25 protein-coding genes and 6 tRNA genes are annotated in these 23229 nt (G+C 42.0%); 6 read left to right on the forward strand and 25 right to left on the reverse strand.

The genetic code is table 11. The annotated features are described in order from the left end of the window. Positions 1-82: 82 nt before the first annotated feature. Positions 83-1117: a M42 family metallopeptidase gene (locus tag CRO17_RS09110; protein WP_097041996.1), complete on the reverse strand. Its 1035-nt coding sequence runs from the start codon at positions 1115-1117 to the stop codon at positions 83-85. Positions 1118-1199: 82 nt separating this feature from the next. Here CRO17_RS09110 and CRO17_RS09115 point away from each other — a divergent pair, with 82 nt between their 5' ends. Further along, a complete protein-coding gene (locus CRO17_RS09115) occupies positions 1200-2027 on the forward strand; it encodes a hypothetical protein (RefSeq protein WP_097041437.1) in 828 nt (275 codons plus the stop codon). On the opposite strand, the gene CRO17_RS09120 is transcribed toward CRO17_RS09115, so the two are convergent. From CRO17_RS09120 to rpmG, 4 genes are read right to left on the reverse strand one after another with little or no spacing between them, the layout of a single operon-like run. Then, positions 2021-3562, reverse strand: coding sequence for a rhomboid family intramembrane serine protease (locus CRO17_RS09120; RefSeq protein WP_097041439.1), 1542 nt, complete (start codon positions 3560-3562; stop codon positions 2021-2023). The two genes, CRO17_RS09115 and CRO17_RS09120, sit on opposite strands and share 7 nt — an antisense overlap. 55 nt (positions 3563-3617) lie before the next feature. Then, entirely contained in the window at positions 3618-3806 is a 189-nt protein-coding gene (locus CRO17_RS17285; RefSeq protein ID WP_101896433.1) for a hypothetical protein, read from the reverse strand. A gap of 55 nt (positions 3807-3861) precedes the next feature. Further along, positions 3862-4428: a 5-formyltetrahydrofolate cyclo-ligase gene (locus CRO17_RS09125; protein ID WP_097041441.1), complete on the reverse strand. Its 567-nt coding sequence runs from the start codon at positions 4426-4428 to the stop codon at positions 3862-3864. A gap of 59 nt (positions 4429-4487) precedes the next feature. Beyond that, positions 4488-4637, reverse strand: coding sequence for a 50S ribosomal protein L33 (gene rpmG, locus CRO17_RS09130; protein ID WP_038561326.1), 150 nt, complete (start codon positions 4635-4637; stop codon positions 4488-4490). 205 nt (positions 4638-4842) lie between these two features. Between rpmG and CRO17_RS09135 the strand changes: the two genes are divergently transcribed. Both CRO17_RS09135 and CRO17_RS09140 read left to right on the forward strand, forming a co-directional pair. Then, a complete protein-coding gene (locus CRO17_RS09135) occupies positions 4843-5190 on the forward strand; it encodes a helix-turn-helix domain-containing protein (protein ID WP_097041443.1) in 348 nt (115 codons plus the stop codon). Continuing rightward, on the forward strand, positions 5187-5642 hold the full coding sequence (locus tag CRO17_RS09140) for an endolytic transglycosylase MltG (RefSeq protein ID WP_097041444.1): 456 nt from the start codon (positions 5187-5189) through the stop codon (positions 5640-5642). Before CRO17_RS09135 ends, CRO17_RS09140 begins: the two co-directional genes overlap by 4 nt. A gap of 30 nt (positions 5643-5672) precedes the next feature. On the opposite strand, the gene phoU is transcribed toward CRO17_RS09140, so the two are convergent. From phoU to CRO17_RS09225, 17 genes are all read right to left on the reverse strand, one after another. Further along, positions 5673-6332: a phosphate signaling complex protein PhoU gene (gene phoU / locus CRO17_RS09145; protein ID WP_097041446.1), complete on the reverse strand. Its 660-nt coding sequence runs from the start codon at positions 6330-6332 to the stop codon at positions 5673-5675. A 22-nt stretch (positions 6333-6354) separates the two neighbouring features. After that, positions 6355-7128: a phosphate ABC transporter ATP-binding protein PstB gene (gene pstB, locus CRO17_RS09150; protein ID WP_097041448.1), complete on the reverse strand. Its 774-nt coding sequence runs from the start codon at positions 7126-7128 to the stop codon at positions 6355-6357. Between the two features lie 12 nt (positions 7129-7140). Continuing rightward, the gene (gene pstB, locus CRO17_RS09155) at positions 7141-7968 is read right to left on the reverse strand and encodes a phosphate ABC transporter ATP-binding protein PstB (protein WP_097041450.1); all 828 of its coding nucleotides are present in this window, start codon (positions 7966-7968) and stop codon (positions 7141-7143) included. A gap of 18 nt (positions 7969-7986) precedes the next feature. Next, positions 7987-8874: a phosphate ABC transporter permease PstA gene (pstA, locus tag CRO17_RS09160; protein WP_097041451.1), complete on the reverse strand. Its 888-nt coding sequence runs from the start codon at positions 8872-8874 to the stop codon at positions 7987-7989. Next, complete coding sequence (gene pstC / locus CRO17_RS09165; protein ID WP_097041453.1) at positions 8874-9800, reverse strand: phosphate ABC transporter permease subunit PstC; 927 nt, start codon at positions 9798-9800, stop codon at positions 8874-8876. The genes pstA and pstC overlap by 1 nt, the downstream gene beginning before the upstream one ends. 129 nt (positions 9801-9929) lie before the next feature. Continuing rightward, a complete protein-coding gene (locus CRO17_RS09170; protein ID WP_097041455.1) occupies positions 9930-10856 on the reverse strand; it encodes a phosphate ABC transporter substrate-binding protein PstS family protein in 927 nt (308 codons plus the stop codon). Positions 10857-11027: 171 nt separating this feature from the next. Continuing rightward, positions 11028-13100, reverse strand: a complete 2073-nt coding sequence (locus CRO17_RS09175; RefSeq protein WP_097041458.1) for a peptidoglycan D,D-transpeptidase FtsI family protein — start codon at positions 13098-13100, stop codon at positions 11028-11030. A 69-nt stretch (positions 13101-13169) separates the two neighbouring features. Beyond that, on the reverse strand, positions 13170-14432 hold the full coding sequence (locus CRO17_RS09180; RefSeq protein WP_097041460.1) for an MFS transporter: 1263 nt from the start codon (positions 14430-14432) through the stop codon (positions 13170-13172). Between the two features lie 98 nt (positions 14433-14530). Beyond that, positions 14531-15142, reverse strand: a complete 612-nt coding sequence (locus CRO17_RS09185; RefSeq protein WP_097041463.1) for a superoxide dismutase — start codon at positions 15140-15142, stop codon at positions 14531-14533. A 169-nt stretch (positions 15143-15311) separates the two neighbouring features. After that, a tRNA-Phe gene (locus tag CRO17_RS09190) sits at positions 15312-15384 on the reverse strand. 4 nt (positions 15385-15388) lie between these two features. After that, a tRNA-Ser gene (locus CRO17_RS09195) sits at positions 15389-15481 on the reverse strand. A gap of 28 nt (positions 15482-15509) precedes the next feature. Continuing rightward, positions 15510-15586, reverse strand: a tRNA-Ile gene (locus CRO17_RS09200). A gap of 16 nt (positions 15587-15602) precedes the next feature. Further along, positions 15603-15675, reverse strand: a tRNA-His gene (locus CRO17_RS09205). Between the two features lie 24 nt (positions 15676-15699). Continuing rightward, positions 15700-15776, reverse strand: a tRNA-Met gene (locus tag CRO17_RS09210). Between the two features lies 1 nt (position 15777). Further along, positions 15778-15852 (reverse strand) — tRNA-Asn (locus CRO17_RS09215). A 185-nt stretch (positions 15853-16037) separates the two neighbouring features. Then, the gene (locus CRO17_RS09220; RefSeq protein ID WP_245864741.1) at positions 16038-17660 is read right to left on the reverse strand and encodes a Na/Pi cotransporter family protein; all 1623 of its coding nucleotides are present in this window, start codon (positions 17658-17660) and stop codon (positions 16038-16040) included. Between the two features lie 119 nt (positions 17661-17779). Beyond that, positions 17780-18406: an NfeD family protein gene (locus CRO17_RS09225; protein WP_097041467.1), complete on the reverse strand. Its 627-nt coding sequence runs from the start codon at positions 18404-18406 to the stop codon at positions 17780-17782. Positions 18407-18533: 127 nt separating this feature from the next. Between CRO17_RS09225 and CRO17_RS09230 the strand changes: the two genes are divergently transcribed. Together CRO17_RS09230 and ispG are read left to right on the forward strand one after the other, a co-directional pair. Beyond that, positions 18534-18881 (forward strand): LysM peptidoglycan-binding domain-containing protein, encoded by a 348-nt coding sequence (locus CRO17_RS09230; protein ID WP_097041469.1) that lies wholly within the window; start codon positions 18534-18536, stop codon positions 18879-18881. Positions 18882-18998: 117 nt separating this feature from the next. Beyond that, the gene (ispG, locus tag CRO17_RS09235) at positions 18999-20108 is read left to right on the forward strand and encodes a flavodoxin-dependent (E)-4-hydroxy-3-methylbut-2-enyl-diphosphate synthase (protein WP_097041470.1); all 1110 of its coding nucleotides are present in this window, start codon (positions 18999-19001) and stop codon (positions 20106-20108) included. A gap of 32 nt (positions 20109-20140) precedes the next feature. Here ispG and CRO17_RS09240 read toward each other — a convergent pair whose 3' ends face one another. Next, complete coding sequence (locus tag CRO17_RS09240; protein WP_097041472.1) at positions 20141-20464, reverse strand: hypothetical protein; 324 nt, start codon at positions 20462-20464, stop codon at positions 20141-20143. 117 nt (positions 20465-20581) lie between these two features. On the opposite strand from CRO17_RS09240, the gene CRO17_RS09245 reads away from it, so the two are divergent. Then, positions 20582-20857, forward strand: coding sequence for a DUF2624 family protein (locus tag CRO17_RS09245; protein ID WP_097041474.1), 276 nt, complete (start codon positions 20582-20584; stop codon positions 20855-20857). A 45-nt stretch (positions 20858-20902) separates the two neighbouring features. Here CRO17_RS09245 and CRO17_RS09250 read toward each other — a convergent pair whose 3' ends face one another. Together CRO17_RS09250 and CRO17_RS09255 are read right to left on the reverse strand one after the other, a co-directional pair. Further along, entirely contained in the window at positions 20903-21793 is an 891-nt protein-coding gene (locus tag CRO17_RS09250) for a deoxyribonuclease IV (RefSeq protein ID WP_097041476.1), read from the reverse strand. A gap of 10 nt (positions 21794-21803) precedes the next feature. Beyond that, complete coding sequence (locus tag CRO17_RS09255) at positions 21804-23120, reverse strand: DEAD/DEAH box helicase (protein ID WP_097041479.1); 1317 nt, start codon at positions 23118-23120, stop codon at positions 21804-21806. Between the last annotated feature and the right edge of the window lie 109 nt (positions 23121-23229).

A 23229-nucleotide genomic window follows, 5' to 3' on the forward strand; every position in this document is an offset into this window, starting at 1 on the left:
GTTTACACCTTTTTAACATTATGCTTTGTTGTAAAAAAAATGACCTGAAGTTTATAAACTTCAGGTCACATCTTTAGAATGTTTACATGCTGCTCTTGAGATAAGCGTTCAATAGCTTATACGTAGCTGTTAAAGCTTGCTCATGTGTTCTTTCATAAGCATGAGAAGCAGCAATGCCCGGCCCCACTAGTCCGTGTCGGATATCGTAGCCGGCTCGTATTGCTGCCGATGCGTCCGAACCGTAGTATGGATAAATATCCAGTTTGTAGGAAAGGCTGTTTGTTTCAGCCAGTTCAGCAAGCTTTTCTCTCAAAGCAAAATGATAGGGTCCGCTAGAGTCTTTGACACAGATGGATACATCATATTCCGTAGTCGCCTGGCCATCACCAATCGCTCCCATATCAACTGCAAGGTATTCTGCTACTTCAGCTGGGATGCTGGAATTCCCGCCATACCCGATTTCCTCATTATTGGAGATAAGGATATGCGTCGTATACGGCAGCTGGGTTTCCGTTTCCTTTAACTCACGAAGCAGCTCCAGCAGAATAGCTACACTTGCTTTATCATCTAAGTGCCTTGATTTAATAAAACCGGCAGACGTGCGTTTGAATCGCGGATCGAAGGATACAAAATCGCCGACACGGATTCCAAGTGCTTCTGTCTCTTCCCCAGTATCCGTTTGTTCGTCGATGCGAACTTCCATATTGTTTTCATCCCGCTCGGCTTCCCCAGCATCCCGATACACATGTACAGATGTCTGATGCATAAGAATGGTGCCAGAGTAAGTTTTATTTTTACTGTGTATGGTGCAATATTCGCCTTCCACGCTATTCCAGCGAAAACCGCCAATCATTGCTAACGAAAGTGTCCCGTCTGCGTTGATTTCTTTCACCATCGCTCCTAGTGTATCCACATGCGCCGTTAACAGGCGGTGCTGCAACTCGTCTGTTCCCGGAACCGTAATGAGCAAACTGCCTTTATTTGTGACACGGGAGGTAAGACGAAGTGAATCGGCAAAATCTTTACAAAATGCAATAGCCTGATCTGTATAGCCGGATGGACTAGGTATATGTACTAATTTCTCTAACGTGCTTGCAATGCGATCAATATGCTGCATAAAATCCCCTACTTTCATAAAATATCGCTCTCTTACATAGTATCAATAAGCTACAGTTTGTCCACTTAGGAGGCGAGCAAAAATGCGTAAATGGCTTATTAGTAGTTGTGTTTTCTTCTCGTTTGTCCTCTGCTCACTTTATTTTATACGACTTCAGCAGCCGCAGCCGGTAATTCAGCACTTCCCGCTGAATACGTCCGCAGCATTTACAAATGCAGCCACTTCTCTGAAAAAAATCGACTTCCGGCGTATCCGTTGGCATATCCAAAGTACACTCAATCAAGATGCGTATTTACGACAGGATATTGGTCTTTTGTATGAGAATGGCGAATTAGTCGGCGTATTGAACAAATGGCAGCAGCCAGCACGTGCACTGCAGCAGCAGACAACCCATACTCTGCATCCAAACAAACAGCTGGATGCTATCTCTTATCACTTTGCGGAACTTCATCACAACGATATTACTAGTACATCAAAGATGACTGGTATTCGTACGTACACAGCAAATAAGTTTGAGTTATTTTCCTTCCCCAAAAGCGATTCAGAAACGAATGCGCAGTATCTTGCAGAGTCGCAAACGAACAGCACCCTTCAGTACGTATGGACAGAGGCCAAACAGCAGCTGTCCATTCCAGCTGCTAACTATATCGAGGTGCCACTCACAGCACTCCCGACCGCTGACTTAGCAGCCATAAACGGACTTTCAGACGATAAAAAAAGGCAGGAGATCATCAGCAGACTTTGGGAAGGGCTCTACCGAAACTATCTTGTGCCAATCGGTCCTGCAGTAGAAAAAGGAACAGTGAAGACGTATATTCCACTGCTCCTGTTTGATAAAAATGGCAAGCACTTACGCGTCATTTACCAGGACGAAACCGGTAAACACGCAGAGCTTCTGCAATATTACTGAGAAAGCTCTTGTACGAGCTGCTGATACTGTTTGTTGCTGGAATCAAGCTCTGCTGCACGCTTCGCATGACGCAAGCTCTCCTCTTCTTGCCCGTTTATCTGGAGAATGCGGGCAAGATTATAATGAACAGCAGGATCTTCTGGCGTTAAACGGACAAGCCTGTCATAATCCTGAATCGCTTTCTCTAATTCTCCAGTTTGAGAATAAGCCAAACCTCGATAAAACAATGGCAGCCGGGCAGCATCACTGCCTCCTTTATCCAAAGCACCTGTAGCGTGCTGTATGACCATTTGATAATCATCTTGCTTGTAGGCAGCTTCTGCTTTCAAACCTTCATGTAATGCTGTATTGACTGGTCCCAGGAGACCATAAACAAGCAAGCCGGCTATTAACACAAGGCTTAATAAAGCCCCGCCGACTCGTGCTGTTAACGACTTTTTACCTGGCATACCAACCAGCATCGCACTGGCAAAGCCGCCAATTAACCCGCCTAAATGAGCATAAACATCAATTACATGACTAGCAGCAAAGCTAATCACTAGATTGATCAGCAATATGACAATTAATCCGTTTCCAATAGTCCTCCAAAATAACTTCGGATAGACGGTCCCAAAATAGAGCAATGCTCCGAACAAACCAAAAATAGCTCCGGATGCGCCTGCACTTAAGTTCTGAGAAAAAGCAAAACTGGCTAAACCGCCTATAATTCCGCCTAGCAAATAGACGAAGAAGAACCGCCGATGGCCGAATACTTGCTCAGTTAATGTTCCCAGATAATACAAAGAAAGCATATTCGTCATCAAGTGCAAAGCGCCGATATGCAAAAACATCGAGGTGATAATCCGCCACCATTGATTCTCCGCTAAAATTAACGGGTTATATTTTGCTCCAAGATCAATGAGTACAGCAGAATTAGTCGAGCCTCCAAGAAGCACCTCTATAAGAAACAGAAGTAAACTAATGCCGATAAAAACGTATACAAGCAATGGCTTCTTGCGGTGAAATACAGCTTGGTCTGCCTGCTGCTGCTGTACAAGCAAACTCCGAAGCCTGCTTTTCTCCATTTCCAGCTTCTCGTCACTTCTTTCCTCATCCGATACAAGCGACACCGAATCGCTCAGCTTCAAATGGCGAAAGAGTTTCTCCATTTCAGACTGATAAGTATCTCGATCCAAGTAATACGTTTGCATCGGAATTGGTCTTCTGCTTTTAATGATCATTGGCTTCTTTAATTTTGACCACTCATCCGCAGGTCCTTGATCACCAAAATAGACGTTATGTATCTGAACCTTCTTAGCGAAGATGCCTTTTGTCATTTGCTGTATATCGCTAGCTGCCTTTAGAATGTCCCGTTTCAAATGGTTGGCCCACGCGAAGGTGCGTGACGTTAATCTTACCATCTGCACTATCCCATTCCGCTTTCTTTCCAGCCAGCAAACACGCAAGTCTTCATTTGCTCTAACAAAAGTAAAATCATGCGCGGCAATCAGATGATTAATCATTCGATAGTAAGCCGTTTCTTCGTTGTAGGTCATACCTCTCCCCCTCTTGCCTACAGTGTATCAAAAAAGTCATGGAAAAACGCTCAGTTTACACTGAGCGTTTAAATAACATTGGCAGCATCCGGGAACGCAAGGGTCCGAATCCCATCGACAGCCGAATAAGTCCTTTTCGAAGAACCGTAACGGCCAAAATTGCATTCAGCACACGATAGCGCTCTCGTATTAAAAATATCACACTGGCTGTGAGTGACACTGCAGTGATAATCGACTTCCACATCAGCACCCATCCTTTCCTCCGGGATAACCTTAGTGTGTCCCGAACCAGAAGGCTGCTATTCGGTTAAGTCAATAAAACCATCATCTGTCAGAAGATGCCCGACACGTCGATCATAAGGACCAGCAGGCAAAGATTGTCTAAACTGCTGACTGCTGGCAATGGCGATGGTCGTATGACGGTAATCGGCAATATACCGGTCATAATAACCGCCGCCATACCCAATCCGATACCCTGCCTTATCAAATAAAAGCCCAGGAACAAGGAGCAAATCGATGTCTTCTTTGAAAGCAGGTGTGCATCGGTCCGGAACGGGTTCTTTAATCTGAAAAGCACCGTCTGTCAGCTGATTATAGCTTTCTACATAGTAAAACTGCATTCCTCTATTCTCCAGCGTAAGCGGCACGCACACATTTTTCTTTTCCAGCCAAGCTTGCTGAATAATCCTCGTTGTATCCCATTCATGCGGCAGCGCCATTGTGAGACCAATCGTGTTCGCATGTTTCCAGACAGCTGATGAAAAAAGAAACGAAGCCAATTGATGTTCTATACGAAGCTTTTCAGTTGGCGGTATTTCTCTCAGCAGCTGAAGCCCTTCCTGACGAAGACGTTTCTTCTCTTCCATCACGAAACCTCCCTGTATGCAAAAAACTCCCGCCAATAGGGGGAGTCTTTTATACAAACTTATTTTGTTTCGCGGTGCAGCGTATACTTTTTCAAGCGTGGGCTATATTTTCTAAGCTCCATGCGTTCTGGATGTTTACGCTTGTTTTTTGTTGTAATGTAGTTACGATCTCCTGTTTCTGTGCAGGCGAGAGTAATGTTTACACGCATGTATAATCCCTCCCAACAATCTTAAATAATTGTATGAAAACATAACGATCTTCAGACCACCTAATAATAGCAGAATTATGGTGCTATATCAACCTTTATCCTCAACAATTTAATAAGAAGCTAGTATTTTGTCGAAATCTCTATATCACTGTCTCCATCAATATGATATAAATAGGATAGCAATAATTAGGAGGTAACACACATCATGTTAATCGCTGCCATCACCTTTCTTGCAGCAGGCATCATTCTTTGGATTTTTTCTTTCTTTATGCAGGATAAATTTAAGAATATGGATCAGCAAATCGAACAATTGACCTTATCCACCATGCAGGAAACATATACAATGAACAAAAAAATTAAAGTACTGGAAGAAGAATTGCTGCCGACAACACAGCGTGAATCAAAACAAAACCGCTCGCAAAAACCAGCCATCTTCCAGAAGGTTCAAAAACTGCATCAACAGGGATACAGCATCAAAGAAATTGCAAACGAGACAGGTTTAGCAGAGGACGATGTATACCGCGTTGCCAGACAAACAGGAGGACAACGATGAAGCAAGTACTACAAGGCTTCGCCGCCGCTCTTCTGCTCGCAGGCGTATGTATGCTGTTTCTATATATCACGTCTGACGATAGTGCAACAAAAACAACCTCGACAGCTCCAATTAAAAAGGAACAACTTAGCACAGAAGAAATGAAAACACGTTTAGCAGAAGATGATTATTATATTCTAAGCAGCCAAGAATATGAAGAACTCCAGAAAAAAACAGAAACGAAAGAAAAAACAGAAACAGCACAAACGGAGAAGTTCCAATTGAAGCTTAAAAGCGGTATGACGAGTGATGAAGTAGCTCAGCTATTAGAGGAAAAGAGCATTCTCGAAGATGGAGAGGCTTTTCTCACTTATTTGAACGTTACGAAAGCAAGTAAAGCATTACAAGTAGGAACCTATCATGTCAGTTCTGATATGTCCTATGAAGAAATTACGGACTTACTAACAAAATAAAAAGCAGCGGCATCCAGCAGCCGCTGCTTTTTATTTGTTTAAATCAATGGATGTACCTTTAACCAAATACAAAATACCTTCACCGATATTTGTAATATGGTCCCCGATTCGTTCAACGAAACGTCCTACGAATACAAGCTGCATCATCTGCTGATGTTTGCCTGCCTCTGCCTTACGCTCATCCAGCATATCACGGAACAATTCGCCGTACATACTGTCTACTACGTTATCAAGGTCAGCTAACTTTTTCGCTTTACTAATATCTTCTTCCTCAAAGGCTTGTATAGCGCTATGGATCATTTTGCTGACAACTTCCTGCATATCACGAATTGCCAAAGGAATTTCATACGGACTGAGCACATTTAACCGATTTACACTTTTGGCGATATTCTTTGCGTGATCAGCCATGCGTTCCAAATCAGTGGATACACGAAGAAATGCCACCAACCGGCGCAAGTCAGTTGCTACTGGCTGCTGCATCGCAATAAGCTGAATCGTTGCCTCATTTATATCTTGGTCGCGCTTATTCAAAATCTCATCATTCTCAATAACTCTATACGCAAGGTCACTGTTCCTTTCATACAATGCATCAATTGCTTGTTTTAGTGCAGTATCTACCTCAAACGCAAAAGAAATGATTGATTTTTGAATTGCTTCTAAATCTGCTGAAAACTGTTCTCTAGCTACCATATGTTCTCCTCCAGTGCATCATTTAACCGAAACGACCGCTAATATAGTCTTCTGTCCGTTTATCCTCAGGATTTGAGAATAACTTACTTGTTTCTGTTGCTTCCACCACATGACCATGCAGGAAGAAAGCAGTTTTGTCAGAGATACGAGAAGCTTGCTGCATGTTATGCGTTACGATAACAATACAATATTTCTTTTTCAGTTCTGTCATAAGCTCTTCAATTTTCAAAGTAGAAATCGGATCAAGCGCTGATGTTGGCTCATCCATTAATACTACATCTGGTGTTGTTGCCAGCGCACGTGCGATACATAAACGCTGCTGCTGTCCCCCGGAAAGTCCCATCGCAGAGGTTTTCAGACGATCCTTTACTTCATCCCACAACGCTACATCTTTCAGTGTCGTTTCAACGATTTCATCTAGCTCGCTCTTTTTCTTTATACCATGAATCTTTGGCCCGTAAACAATATTATCGTAAATTGACTGTGGGAAAGGGTTTCCCTTTTGGAAAATCATTCCGACATTACGGCGTAAATCAACTAAGTCAACTCTGGAATCAAGCAGGTTCTTTTCTTTGTAGTTGATTTCTCCTGTCATTCGTACACCAGGCTCCATATTAATCATTAAGTTAAGTGTCTTAATGAAAGTGGATTTTCCACAACCTGATGGTCCAATAATCGCGTATATTTCATTATTTTTCGCTTCGAGATTAACGTCTTTCAATGCATGAAAGTCGTCATACCATAAATTCAAATCATTAACTTGGAATATTGTCTCTTTCGTTGGTGCCGCTTGCATCGCAAATGCCTCCTACCCGAATCTTCCGGAAATATATTCTTCTGTTTTCGTCTCAGAAGGGTTAGTGAAGATTTTCTTTGTGTCGTCATACTCCACAACATCACCATTAAAGAAGAATGCTGTTTTATCAGACACACGTGATGCCTGAGACATATTGTGGGTAACAATTACAATAGAATAATCTTCTTTTAGCTGAAGAATTAATTCCTCTATTTTAGCGTTAGAAACCGGGTCGAGTGCAGATGCCGGTTCATCTAACAATAGGATTCGCGGCTCCATTGCAAGCGTTCGAGCGATGCAAAGCCGCTGTTGCTGACCGCCAGATAAAGATAAAGCAGATTGATGCAATCGATCTTTCACTTCATCCCACAGGGCAGCTTTACGCAAACTTTCTTCAACAATTTGGTCGAGAGCTTGTTTATTTTTTTGTCCGTTATATTTCAATGCGTGCGTAATATTGTTGTAAATTGATTTAGGAAATGGATTTGGCTTTTGAAATACCATCCCAATCTCAGCACGAAGAGCAACTACATTCACATCACTGCGGAGGATATTAATGCCATCATAGATGATCTCCCCCTCTGCTCGACTAGACGGAATCAAGTCATTCATTCTATTAATAGAACGGATGAATGTTGATTTCCCACAGCCAGATGGTCCAATTAATGCTGTTACAGCATTTTTTTCAATTCCCATATTAGCACGTTTTACCGCTTCTTTATTCCCATAAAATATACTTAGATTCTTCACATCCAGCACAACTTCTTTATTGAACTGTGTTGAATAATTTAGCAATTTTTCTTTCTTTGTCTCCTTTGGGCTATCAACTGTATAATTCATATCCTATTCTCCTCTCTATCATTTACCTGCAGTAAGTTTTTTATGGATAACACTGCCTAACCATCGAGCGAGAATGTTGAAAACTAATACAGCAATAACTAGAACAGCTGAGGCTCCGTTAGCAACTTCCCGGATATCTGGTATCAGACCTTGTGTGTTTACCGACCAAATATGAACTGCCAATGTTTCTGCAGGCCGGAAAATATTCAGCGGAGAATTATCTGCCAATGGATTCCAATTCCCATAATCGAGAGAAGGAGTAGAAAGTCCTGCTGTATAGAGCAAAGCTGCCGCTTCCCCAAACACGCGTCCTGATGCCAAGATTGCACCCGTAAGGATTCCAGGGAATGCATATGGCAAAAGAACTGTCTTGATTGTATGCCATCTTGTTATTCCTAATGCCAGACTAGCTTCCTTTTGTTCTTTTGGAACACTGTTAATGGCATCTTCTGTAACACGAACCATAACTGGTATATTGAAGATTGTTAAAGCTAGCGCACCACCGATAATGGTGTAACCCAGCCCCATCTTGTTAACAAAGATCAGAAGGCCGAAAAGACCCACAACAATAGAAGGTAAGGATGCCAGCATCTCGATACAACTGCGTATAAAGCTAGTAAGTTTACCTGGCTTTGCATATTCTGCCATATAGACACCGCCAAAAACACCTAGCGGTACTGTTATAATCATCGTAATGACTAGAATGTATAGTGAGTTAAATAACTGATCTCGGATACCGCCTCCAGCTTTGTAAGAACTTGATTCAGAAGTCAAAAAGTCCCACGTAACTTGCGGTAACCCATTAGCCAAAATGAAATAAAATAGGTATAGCAGCAAAGCAACCATGATCGCTGCTATGGTATAAAATACACCTGTTGCAATTCTATCTGTGATTCTGCTGTTCATTAGACTTTCCTCCTACCTGATAAGTAACGGACAACTAGGATGAAGATAAACGAAATTATCAGCAAAATCAGACCCATGGACCATAAGGTATTGTTTTCTATACTTCCATCTGTTGTATGCCCAATATTCAATGTTACGATGGTTGTTAAAGTCGCAGATGTATCAAATATACTTCCAGGTATGTCTCTCGTATTTCCGATTACCATCTGAACTGCGAGTGCTTCTCCAAAAGCTCGAGCCATTCCAAGAACAATAGCTGTTAGTAACGATGGAAGTGCCGCTGGAATTAAAACTTTTCGTATTGTCTGCCAGCGAGTTGCTCCCAGCGCAAGAGAACCTTGGCGCAGACTGTTAGGAAGTGATCTCATTGCGTCTGTTGCTATAGTTGTAACCGTAGGGAGGATCATAACTGTTAAAACAACAACCCCTGCAAATAGACTGAATCCGTTACCTGGCAGGTGATCACGCACTAAAGGCACCAAAACAACCAGTCCTATAAAACCATACACAACTGAAGGAATACCTACTAAAAGTTCGATAACTGGTTGCAGTACTTTCTTACCAAATTTAGGAGATATCTCACTCATAAATATTGCTGCTCCTATCCCTAGAGGTGCTGCTACCAGTGCTGAAAGAAAAGTAACAGCCAAGGAGCCGAAGATGAATGGGAAAATGCCGTAAGATGCATTCTCACCTGTTGGATTCCAATTCGTGCTGGTTAGATATGCAATTGGATGAATATTATTGACAAAAAATGATTGCAGGCCCTTTTGGGCAAGAAAGATTGTGATTGCTATAGTAGCAGCAATCATAATAACTGCACATGTGGTTACCAGTGCACGTCCCCGCACTTCATCCCACCGTCTGTTATTCTTTGTTAAGATCAGCCTATCGTGGGCTGATGAAGAAACTGATGCTTTTGCCAACTTCTACAACTCCTCTTAAGAACAGCAGAAAAGAAAAATTTAATCAGTCTCTGCTGCATGTAATAGCTAGTTTAAAACCACAGTAAGGTAAATGCAGTGATACACTGCATCTACCTTGTGTTTTACATCTTATTTGTCTGTTAGGTTACCCTCTGCATCGCGCTCAACCTGCATGTCCGTCATTGGAACATAACCTTGATCTGGCACGATAGAGCTTTGCACTTCATCGCTCAATAGGTAATCCAGGAATTCTTTTGCTAGTCCTTCAGCTTCTCCTTTTGTGTAAGAGTGCTGATAAGCCCAAATTGGGAAGTCACCAGATCCGATTGTTTCGTTAGTTGCTTCTACGCCATCGATTTTAGCCTTTACGATAGAATCATCATCAAAGTAAGAAAGAGCTAGGTAGCCGATTGCACCATCAGTATCTCCAACGATTTGTTTAACTGTGTTAGATGAATCCTCTGTGATTCCTTCTGCTGGAGTAGCACCCTCAAGACCATATTTTACGAAAGTTGCGCGAGTACCTGAGGAATCCGGACGGTTTACAAGAGTAATTTTCATGTCATTTCCGCCTACTTCAGACCAGTTTGTAACTTCGCCAGTGAATACATCAATCAATTGCTCTTTTGTAAGATTATCAACGCCTGCTTCAGGGTTGATAGCTGCAGTCATACCAACTACTGCTACTTGATGATCTACAAGTGCATCAGCATCGATGCCTTCTTTTTCTTCTGCGAATACGTCGGAATTACCGATATCGATTGAACCTTCCTGAACTTGGCTTAAGCCAGCTCCGGAACCACCTGCGTTTACTTGAATGTCAGCGTCTGTGTTATCTTCTTGGTACATTTCAGCTGCTGCTGCTACTAATGGCTGCATTGCACTGGAACCTGCTACTACAATAGAAGTTTCAGATGCATCTCCGCCTCCGCTGTTACTGCTCCCGCTGTTGTCTTCTTCAGATTGTTCGCCGCCAGCGTTCCCGCCACATGCTGCAAGTACACCAATTACAAGTGCAAACATTGCAAGCAATACAGATAGTTTCATTTTCTTCATGTTTGATTTTCCCCCTACGAAATTCGATTAGTTCCTTTGCCTTACAACTACATAATAGCTTGTCATCGTTAAGGAATAATAAACTCAATGTAAAGGTTGTGTAAATCACGTCAGTTTTTGTAGAAAAAAAGAAGAAGCACCCGTTTGTTCGGGTGCTTCTTCGGTAATACTTTATTCAGCTTCTTCTTTATCTTTGTCGTCTGGCGCTGTGTGCTCGTAGTAATATTCTAGTGCACGGTTAACGATATTGTAGGTAATTGGATACTGCTGGCCGCCGCTAATTATGCCGAGGTTCGGAACCATAACAGCAAACGCAATATCCGGTGTTTCAGAATCTGCGTAGCCAATCAAAGTCCAATTCTCTAAATCAGTGCCATCAATACTTGTCTGTGCAGTTCCTGTTTTACCTGATATATCATACGTTTTTGCTTCATTGCTCAGGTGGCTGTAAGCTGTGCCTCTTGGTGTTTGGAACACCATTTTAAATCCTTTTTTAATCCGATTTATTTGCTCTTCAGTTGCTGTAATCTTATTCAGCACCTCTGGATTTTTTGTCTTTGCAAGTGGTCCCAACTTGTCTTTTTCATTAGAGGGATCATGTATTTCGCTGACAAAATGTGGCTTAATTCGATAACCACCATTAGCTATTGTAGAGACATACTGGGCCAACTGCATTGTAGTATAAGTATCAAACTGACCGATAGAGAAGTCAAGTAGGTTACCGGCTTGACCTTTTGATCCGACGTACCCAACAGACTCAGAAGGCAAATCTATGCCAGTTTCTACTCCAAGTCCGACTTGATTATAGTAATTACGTAAAATACGGAAAGCGTCTTGATTAAATGAAACAGATTGATTTTTCTGATAGTTGTACTCTCCCCCAATTCGCAATGCAACATTAAACATATATACGTTAGAAGACATTTGCAATGCTTCTAAATCATTAATCAATCCCATATTCTTGTATGATTTTTTCTCTGGTGTACCCTTAATTTTCATTGGGGTATCATAAAAACTTTTCCCTGGATCTATTACGCCTTCCTGATACCCAGCAAGCAATGTCGCTCCTTTAACAGTGGATCCAACCGCTCCAGCGGTAAATACAGTATTCATATCAGCAGACTCATACTTATTGTCTTCTCGATTGTAATGCTGTCCGCTGGCTGCATATATCTCACCCGTATTAGGATTAAGCATGACAGCCATTGCATTTTCCAGGTAGCGGTTGGCACCGGGATATTTGTTAATAGCACCTTTCAACTCTTCCCGTACAATCTTATCCAATTCTTTCTGAAAGTCCATATTAATGGAAAGCTGCAGATCCTGTCCGCGCTGTCCTTCCGAAATGACTTCCTGAGAGACAATATTGTTATTATTGTCTGTTATATAACGAACACGTTTTTTATCGCCTTTAAGCAGGCTTTCGTATTCCATTTCCAGGCCGCTTGTACCAATTCGGTCATTCAGCTGATAATTCCGGGATTTATAATAATCCTCTTCTCCTTGCGGTATTCCTGTTTTGATACTGCCAAGAACACCTTGGAGAGATCCCTCATATGGATAGTAGCGTTTCCAGTCGGTGGCAACATTGATGCCTGCCATTTGCCCCATATTTTCTGCTATGGTTGCGTATTCTTTCTCCGTAACATTTTCATTTTTTATGACATGAGGAACAAGCTCTGTGGCACTGTCTAGTTCACGCTTTATTGCAATGATTTGCTTTGCCTGATCATCGGTCATGAGCTCTTTATAATCCGCTTCCGTGATACGCTCGAGCGTCAGATTATAGATTTCACTATCATCAAGCGACTCTTTTTCAGCAGCAGTTATTCTGCTGTTAGCTTCTTTTGTATTCAGAAGATACCAATATTCCTTATATTCCCTCTCGGTAATCTTCTCAATTGCTTCATCATCCATCTTAATGATATCCGCTAGCTGTTTTGCAAGTTCTAATCGTTCGTCAGCGGAGTCACCATTCTTAGGCGGTGTATAAGTAATTGAATAAACAGGTTCATTGCCGACAATTACTTTCCCTTCGCTATCATAAATCATACCGCGCGGAACAGATATTTCTGCTATATCGTTTGTTGTTTTTTCTAGGACTGCCTGGTGTTCTTCTCCGTTGATGATCTGCACTACTCCAAGCTGCAGAATCAAAGCAGAGAACAGCAGGAAAACGATTGCAAACAAGACATTGAGACGGAAAGGAAGCAGTGCACGCTTTTTCTTCCTTTTTTTAGACATAATGTTCCCCCATTCTTACATACTGCTCCCATTATATCATCAACTTCCGTCTCCTTCTACTAAAGTCTGTCAGCGTTTGTCATCCCCAGCAATTTCGTTTTTAGGCAGCTTTTTGATGGAGGGTTCTGCGGCAAAGCTGGTAATACGCCTGGTAAAGTAGTATATGAAAAACGGTCCAGCTCCTAACAGGAGCATCAAGTATGGAATAGAAGCATCCTTCCAAATACCCATCCCAACCAGCAGTGCCAGAACGGACAAGATCCTTCCTGCATTTGTAGCTGCATCACTTAAAACAATGTACTCGACCCGTAAACTTCTAGCATCTTTCGCTTTGCCAATAACATCATAAGATAGGGATAAGTAAGGCACATAAAGAACTGGGTAAAATGCGCCTATTAATGCTGCATATATCAACAAAGTAGTAAAATTCAGTTTTACGAGCAATAACACAATACTTAACGACAAAGCGACACCGCTTAAGAAAATTGCCATTTTTCGCTGCGGACTTTTGATATACCGAGTTGCTATATAATAGAAGATTAATGAAAAAGCGGAATACACCAGATTGAATGTACCAAGTGACAGCTCGCTGTTGGTGACTATAAAAATCCATACGGAAATGATGAACGTATAAATTCCTTCTCTTATTCCTTGAAAAACATGCGCAACAACAATATTGCGCCAAGCTGGATCACGCCCTATTTCTTTCCATGCAAGCTTGAGGCCGAATTTCCCTTCTGCCCTTCTTCTGCCAAGCCCCGCTGTACATATAACAGCCAAAAGAAAAAGGACAAAACTCACAGCAAATATCAGCGTATAGCCATGGCTATTGTTCATCCTGGTGATGATATACCCAGCTACAAATGGTCCAATCATACCTGTAAATGATTGCAGTAAACCAGATACACCATTAAAGAAGTCACGCGTCTCCGGTTCTGTCACTTCAAATGTTAATACGGAGTAAGCCAGCCAATACATGCCATAACCAATACCTAGCACGGTACCAAGCAGTACATTATAAGTGGCAGCTTTCTCTCCGGTAAACAAAACAAGAAGGAAAAAGATGCTGAGGAAAACGACGCCGATACGAAGTATGATGATGCGGTCAATCCGCTTAGCCCAGCGCCCGGATAAGGTGAACAGTATGGCTTGCGCCACATAAATTGCCAAGTTATACATGGCGATGTTAACTAAATCATTTGTCTGCTTCCATAAGTAAATATTAACAAACGTGTTCGATAGGAAAATCCCTAGAGAATAAAGCGCTCCGATAATAAGGAGCATATTCAGTTCTTTTCTGCTCGAATCCATGGTAAATAAGTTCGGCTTCATAATGCCATCTCCTTTTACTTCTAGTTAGTATTTTCTAATGAAAAGGAGATATGCACAAAAAAAGACACCAGCTTTTTAGCTGATGTCTTTTTTGTTACTTATTTAGCTTCGCGGTACAAGCGCTCTACTTCATCCCAATTTACAACATTCCAGAAAGCACTGATGTAATCCGGACGTTTGTTTTGGTATTTCAAGTAGTAAGCGTGCTCCCAAACATCAAGTCCAAGAATAGGTGTTTTACCATCCATTACTGGGTTATCTTGGTTTGGAGTTGATACGATATCAACTTCGCCGTTTTCTACAATAAGCCATGCCCAGCCGGAACCGAAACGGCCAGCTGCTGCTGCTGCGAATTCTTCTTTGAATTTATCTAGTGTACCGTATTTGTTAGCAATTGCAGTAGCTACTTCGCCAGTAGGCTCTCCGCCGCCATTCGGGGAAAGAAGCTTCCAGAATAGGCTGTGGTTGTAGTGACCGCCGCCGTTGTTGCGAACTGCTGTTTGTACGTCAGAAGGAAGGTCATTCACACCTGCAACAAGTTCTTCTAGGGATTTGCTTTCTAAGTCAGCTTTTCCTTCGATTGCACCGTTTAACTTTGTCACATATGTGTTGTGATGTTTCGTATGGTGGATGTTCATTGTTTCCTTATCGATATGAGGCTCAAGTGCGTCGTATGCGTAAGGCAATTCTGGTAGTTCAAATCTAGCCATGATTATTCCTCCTTAAGTGATATGTAATCAAAGGTTATCACCTTTTCGTAAAGCGTACCAAAGCTTGTCTGAAACGGCAAGTATTTTGCACGCAGTCCTTCATGAAATACCCGCAGCTTTAGTTTCGGAACAAAAAAACAGCTGTTCCTTTGAACAGCTGTTACTGGAGTGGCTCGGGACGGAATCGAACCGCCGACACACGGATTTTCAGTCCGTTGCTCTACCGACTGAGCTACCGAGCCAAAATGGCGGAGGAAGAGGGATTCGAACCCCCGCGAGCCGTTAAGCCCCTGTCGGTTTTCAAGACCGATCCCTTCAGCCAAACTTGGGTATTCCTCCGCGTTGCAATATAAAGTTAAAAATCGTATGGTGGACCCTGCAGGACTCGAACCTGCGACCGATCGGTTATGAGCCGATAGCTCTAACCAACTGAGCTAAGGGTCCAATACATTTTTTCAAGGGCGATTGATGGGGATTGAACCCACGAATGCCGGAGCCACAATCCGGTGCGTTAACCACTTCGCCACAACCGCCATGTTACAAATTATTAAGATTTATGGTAGCGGCGGAGGGGATCGAACCCCCGACCTCACGGGTATGAACCGTACGCTCTAGCCAGCTGAGCTACACCGCCATGGCTCCACAGGCAGGATTCGAACCTGCGACCGATCGGTTAACAGCCGATAGCTCTACCACTGAGCTACTGTGGAATAATTAATATGTTATGTATTAGCGACGATATATAATTTATCATGCATTCGATAACTTGTCAATCTTTTTTCTATAAGTTTTTGTTATAATTTTTGCGTCCTTTTAACTGACAGGAATACTATAGCATGTCCTTTCCTTCATTACAAGAGAAAATTATAAAAAGACAGAGAGTTTGGCTCTCTGTCTACTCGTTCAGAATCAACTGCGCAATGTTTACAGCATGATCTCCGATACGTTCCAAGTTACTAATAATATCTACGAAAACTATTCCAGCAGAACCAGTGCACTTTCCTTCATTCAATCGAATCAGATGCGTTTTGCGCAGGCTGCGTTCCATCCTGTCAATTTGATCTTCCTTCTGCAATACCGCAATGGCAACTTCCCGATCTTGTTTGTCCAGCGCCTCCACTGCCTGTTTCACTGTGATAATTGTCAAATCAAACATGCTGTTAAGTTCCTGCTGCGCTTCTCTGGTTAATTTAATATTACTTGATATTTGAAAGTCGACAAATTCAACAATATTTTCGAAATGGTCTCCGATACGTTCAATATCCCGAATAGCATCCAGCAAGGCTGCATGCCTGGTGCTCTCCTCATCAGAAAGCGTATTTGTAGAAATTTTAGAAAGATAGTCGGTAATTTCACGGTCCTTGCGATTGACTTCCTTCTCCAGCTGCATGGCAAGGTCTGCAAATTGCCTCTCATGGTTGTTCGCATATGTACTGGCCTGTTCTAAGCCGTCCACTGCTAATCTTCCCATATGTAAAACTTCCAGTTTTGCTTGTTCCAATGCCAGCACAGGAGACTGCTGGATGAATAACGGATCCAGATGATTTGTCAGTGCCATCGGCCGCTCTTCTTCTCCTGGGATCACTTTTGTAATAAGCCAAACGAAGAAACCGAGGAACGGAAGCAATATAAATGTATTTGCAATATTATATAGTCCATGCGCTCCGGCAATAGTTAATTTGTCATTCAAGTTGAATATGCCTTGCATACAGGCAACAACATCTACGAATAACGGCAGAATCAACAGGAAAATTACTGCACCAATTGCATTGAACAGCACATGGCTTAGCGCCGCTCGCTTTGCCTGGACGGTAGCTCCGATTGCGGCTAGCATGGCTGTTAATGTTGTGCCGAGATTATCTCCTAGCAATACCGGCAAAGCTCCTTGTAAATCAATACCATTTTGTGCATACAGCTCTTGAAGAATCGCTACAGTAGCGCCGCTGCTTTGCACAACAATTGTCATAAAGGTACCAATTGCCGCACCAGCAATTGGATTGCTGTGCATACTGGCAGATAAAGATTGAAATGCCTCTATATGCAGGATAGGATGCAATCCGTCGCCAATCAGCGTCAGACCAAAGAAAATGCCGCCCGCTCCAAACAGCACTTTACCAATTTGCTGTGTTCGCTGATTTGTAAAGAAATAAATCAAAAACGCCCCGACCGACATGATCGGAAGACCAAATTGAATTAAGTTAATTCCAATAAAAAAGGCAGTTAATGTTGTACCAATATTTGCGCCCATAATAACAGAAATAGCCTGTCTTAATGTTAGATACCCCGCATTCACTAACCCGACAACCAAAATACTGGTCGCCGTGCTGCTCTGAACGAGTACTGTTACAATAAGCCCGGAAAGAATTCCAATTAGCGGATGGACCGTAAATCTGTGCATTGCCAGTTGCAGCTGCTTGCCATATGCTCGCTGTAATCCATCGCCTAAATAGCGGATGGAAAAGAGAAACAAGCCTAAGCCGCCTATAAATTCAAAGATGATATATTCCCAATTAGACAATACAAGCCTTCCTTCCCTTCTCAAATATTCCCTCTTAATTATTAAATTAGTTTGAAGGGTTGTAAAGGTCTTGTTAGGAAATTTACGATTAAAATTACTTTATTTGGTTAATTTCCTGATTACAGCTCTACTTTTTCTACTAGTATTCTTGCCCCGCTAACATGCTTCACTCTAATTCGGGTACCGCGATCCAGCCATTTTCCATCTGTTATGGCGCTCAATTCCCGGCCATCCACTCGAATAGTACCAGAAGGACGCATATCGGTAATTGTTTCGCCTTCTTGCTCCAAAAGCGCTGCATATGTTTCGTTTACGCTATTGTAGCCTTTGTCGGAGCTTAGTGAGTCCAAAAGCGTAATCTTGCCCCACATGTCTCTTTTCGGAAATGCCTTCAAGAAAAGGAAAGAAGCGAACGCGCCAATAATGACGCCTATGATTGCATATATGCCGGCTGTCCAATTTGGCGCAGTAAATCCAACCGTCAACAGCATGGTTAACAATCCTATTACACTAAGCGTGCCATCATTCAGTAATTTTCCATCGATAATAATCAGCAGCATCCCAACAAAGTAAAGCGGCAGCATATACCAAATTGCAGATGGGTCGAGATAGCTAATAAAGAACGTACCGATAAAGCCTGCACCTAATAAGAAAAGAATTCCTCTAGCTTTTACAAGTATCTCACCAATGAGAAACATCGTTCCAAGACCAGTCATAAATATGGAAACCCAATTATAGTCCAGCATTCTTCATGCTCCTTTCTCCTACTATTTATATACGAAGACAGCGCTTTTTTGTTTCATATTAAAGGTTTTTTCTATCGGATATCTAATACTTTATAGAATGAATAGTAACAGGATCGGAGGAACTTCCATGTGGAAACGGATTGGTGTGTTTCTATTTTGCTGTGCTTTAATTCTTAGTATTTGGAAGGATCTTACGATAGGAAGCCCCATCCCCACCGCTTCTACTGCCGGGAATGAACCAATACAGCCCGACAGAGTCACGCAAAAGAATAATGTAAAAAAGACGTTTCAGCCCGTCCTCCTGCAGGTAAAGCAAGGTGACACACTTCTTTCCATTACAAATGAGTTGAACAATCACGAATTGCGAGTTACGATGGAACAAGTGATCCTGGATTTCAAGGAATTGAATCCGGAGAAGGATCCATATGCACTGCATGCAGGTTCAGCTTATTATTTTCCCCATTACACAAGATGAAGATTTTATTAAACTTGAGCCTAGTTACTTCTAATTTAGCAGTATTAGCATTATAATGGGAAAATATAAGGATATTTCTCTGTTTTTCCTCGCGATAATCAAAGGAGCGATATATAAATGGCATTAATACACAGACAAGACACCCGTCCGGTTAAAGTAGGCGATATTACAATCGGCGGTAAAAATGAAGTTGTTATCCAGTCGATGACAACAACAAAAACACATGATGTGGAAGCTACTGTTGCGGAAATCAACAGATTGGAAGAAGCAGGCTGCCAAGTTGTACGAGTTGCTTGCCCAGACCAGCGTGCCGCTGATGCAATTCCTGAAATCAAAAAACGCATTAACATTCCACTTGTAGTGGATATCCATTTCAACTATAAACTAGCCTTAAAAGCAATTGAAGGCGGAGCAGATAAAATCCGGATTAACCCTGGTAATATCGGTAAACGAGAAAAAGTTGAAGCTGTTGTAAATGCGGCTAAAGAAAAAGGTATACCAATCCGTATCGGTGTAAATGCTGGTTCGTTGGAACGTCATATCTTAGAGAAATACGGTTATCCGACTGCTGACGGTATGGTGGAAAGTGCATTGCACCACATTAAGATTCTTGAAGAACTCGATTTCCATGATATCATCGTTTCGTTAAAAGCGTCCGATGTGTCGTTAGCGATTGAAGCATACGAAAAAGCAGCTGAGGTTATCCCTTATCCGCTGCATCTTGGTATAACAGAGTCCGGTACATTGTTTGCCGGAACAGTGAAAAGTGCAGCCGGACTTGGCGCAATCTTAAGTAAAGGTATCGGAAGCACGATGCGTATTTCCTTGAGTGCCGACCCAGTTGAAGAAGTAAAAGTTGCGCGTGAGCTGCTGAAGATCTTTAACTTGTCTTCTAACGCTGCGACGCTTATCTCCTGCCCTACTTGCGGCAGAATTGAGATTGACTTGATCAGCATTGCCAATGACGTTGAGGAGTACATCAGTACGATTAAAGCTCCAATTAAGGTTGCGGTATTAGGCTGTGCGGTAAACGGCCCTGGTGAGGCTCGTGAGGCCGATATCGGCATTGCTGGCGCTCGCGGTGAAGGCTTATTGTTCCGTCATGGAGAAATAATTCGTAAAGTACCGGAAGAAACAATGGTTGATGAGCTGAAAATCGAAATTGACAAGCTTGCTCAAGAATACTTCGCCAAGCAAGCAGCAGAAAAAGAAACTGCAGAAGCATAAAAAATCTGACTCCAAATTGGAGTCAGATTTTTTTATACATATGGTGCTGTAAATAAAGAAAGAACAATGGCAATGATACTTACAATTAAAGCTATATTCCCTAGTGCATTGGCACCTTTGCGCTTCGCTAAGACGCCAAAAACGATACCAGCTGCCCCGACAAGGATCGGCGCAATAAAGAAAGAAGCGATTGATAAAATTAAAGCAATATAACCAAACATCTTTCCGGAACCTGTTGTTTGATTTCCTTCCGTTTTCGCAGAACGCTGGTAACTGTTTTCAGCTGGAGATATTTCAGCTGCTGTTTCAACATCATCTTTTGAATGAATATCTTGCTCGTATTTTTCTTTATCCATGTGAAATCCTCCTTATCTGGGGTAAGGTATGGTTCTAGTCTGTGTACGCAGGACATAAACTAACCAGGTAGATAAAGGAATCCAAAGGCCATTCCCATCTTAGAGCGGAGGTTTCACATGAATTTTATTGTTCACAAGCTTGTTCTGAATAAGCTGCGCAATTTAACCGTTGAAGAAATCATGGAACAAAGCCAAGCTTATCAAGTACAGCTTACGCAGCTGCAGGCATCTCAAATTGTACAATTTTTGCGCCAGAACAAATTGGATCCATTCAAAGAAGCAGACCGCATGCAAATGTTAAAAGCACTAGCACAGATCACGGATGCCGAAACTGCACAAAAAACGCATCAGATCTTTCTGCAGCTGGCAAAAGAACATGGTATTAAATTATAAAATAAATACCCAGCTTCGAGGGGTAGACCTCAAGCTGGGTATTATTTATGCCATGATATGATCTTTTAAATTTGGATTAAAACTGTTGTTCATCAGCATATCAATTTCATGCGCGTACGGCGCTTTTTTATTTTTCTTATCTTCTCCAACAAATGGCGTTTCCAAAATCTTCGGCACCGTCATCAGCTGCTCATGGTGCACGACATATCGAAGTGCATCATAACCGATATGTCCAAAGCCGATGTTTTCATGTCTGTCTTTGCGTGCTCCGCATTCATTTTTACTATCATTAATGTGAAGAACTTTTAATCGATCCAGACCAATTACGTTGTCGAATTGATTTAGGACACCATCAAAATCGTTTACAATATCATAGCCTGCATCATGCGTATGACACGTATCAAAGCAAATGGAAAGCTTGTCATTATGGTTGACACCATCAATAATGCGCGCTATTTCTTCGAAGTTGGAACCAACTTCAGATCCTTTACCAGCCATTGTTTCCAAGGCAATCTGAACTTGCTGATCCTTCTCCAGCACTTCATTCAGACCTTCGATAATTTTATGGATACCGGCTGCGATACCCTCCCCTACGTGCGCGCCTGGATGCAGTACAATCTGTTTAGCTCCGATTGCTTCTGTACGCTCAATTTCACTGCGAAGGAAGTTCACACCCAATTCGAATGTCTCCGGTTTTATGGAGTTGCCAATATTAATAATATACGGGGCATGGACCACAATATCGGTGATACCATGCGCTTGCATGTGCGCGCGGCCCGCTTCGATATTCAGGTCTTCAATGGCCTTCCTTCTTGTGTTTTGAGGTGCGCCAGTATAAATCATCATCGCATTAGCGCCATAAGAATGCGCTTCTTCACTTGATCCTAACAGCATTTTTTTGCCGCTCATACTTACATGTGATCCGATAATCATAATTTCTTTCTCCTTACTTCCGTTTAAAACGATCTTTACGGTCTAGCTTTTTCTTAATTTTATCTTTTTCATATTTCATTTTTCGTTTATAGCCTGGTTTTACTTTTTTCGGTTTACGAACTTGTTTCCATGCTTGGTTTTCGTTATCGGATTCCGTTTTCTTACGTGTAACCCGCTCGTTCCATGGTTTCAATTCTTTCCATTCGCCATTGCTGATATCGTAGTTAGTGAATTCAAGACCTTTTTTATCAAGTTTCTGGATAAGCTCCAAATCATAATCATGATAAAGGTTGATCGCTGTTCCTTCCAAACCAGCTCGTGCCGTTCTGCCGACACGGTGTACATAGAATGGCTCCTCTTTCGGAAGCTGCGCGTTGATAACATGGCTGACACCTTTAATATCGATACCGCGTGCAGCAAGATCTGTCGCAACAAGGTATTGGAAACGAAGTTCCTGAATGTCGCGAAGCACGCGTTTTCGTTCACGCGGTGTCAGTCCGCCATGCAGAAGACCGACTTCCAGTCCTTTGTCCGTCAATTCAGCAGCTAATCGATTGGCTGCATCTTTTCCATTAACAAAGATGATCGCCATATACGGCTGAATCACACCTGCTATTTTCATAATCAATTCGGCTTCGTCACGGTGACGCATTGGAATTAAGCGGTGTTCCATTGTTTCCGGAGAAAGATGACCGCCAATTTCAAAATGCTTCGGATTATCCAGATACTTTTTCAAAAATGGCTGCAGACGCTCTGGAATTGTTGCAGAGAAAACAAGCAGCTGAACATCTTGATTCATCCGTGCTAGGATTTGATCCACTTCTTTAATAAAACCAAGATCCAGCATTAAGTCTGCTTCATCGACAACGAAACTGGTAGCAGGATACAAATCAAGTGCCTGCTCTTCCATTAAATCCAAAATACGTCCTGGTGTACCAATAATAATTTGCGGCTGTGTTTTCAGTTTCTCAATTGACCGCTTCTTATCTGTACCGCCGATAAATAGCTTTGTATGCCAATCGTTTTCTTTTCCAGCAAGTTTTATAAAATGACGAGCTTCTTCATAAATCTGAATAGCTAACTCGCGTGTTGGTGCTGTCACAACAAATTGGGCGTTTTGATCCTCTTCTTTCAATTTGCTGAACAGAGGAATTAAATAAGAATGTGTTTTACCCGATCCAGTATGTGACTGACCGATAACACTTTCTCCACGCAAAACTGCAGGAATGACTTTTTCTTGAATTGCAGTTGGTTTGGTAAAGCCTAGTTTATCAATCGCTTCATTGATGATCGGCTGAAGCGCATATTGTTTAAAATGATGATTTTTCATGTGTAACTCCTTTTGGGCATTCTCTTACTACTTTCATTATAGAGGACTTTGTCTTATTTTGCACGATTGCATACGGATAATAAACAATCTTTGTCATATTCTTTATTTG

Origin of the sequence: Terribacillus aidingensis (assembly GCF_900215625.1) — a bacterium.
GTDB lineage: Bacteria > Bacillota > Bacilli > Bacillales > Amphibacillaceae > Terribacillus > Terribacillus aidingensis.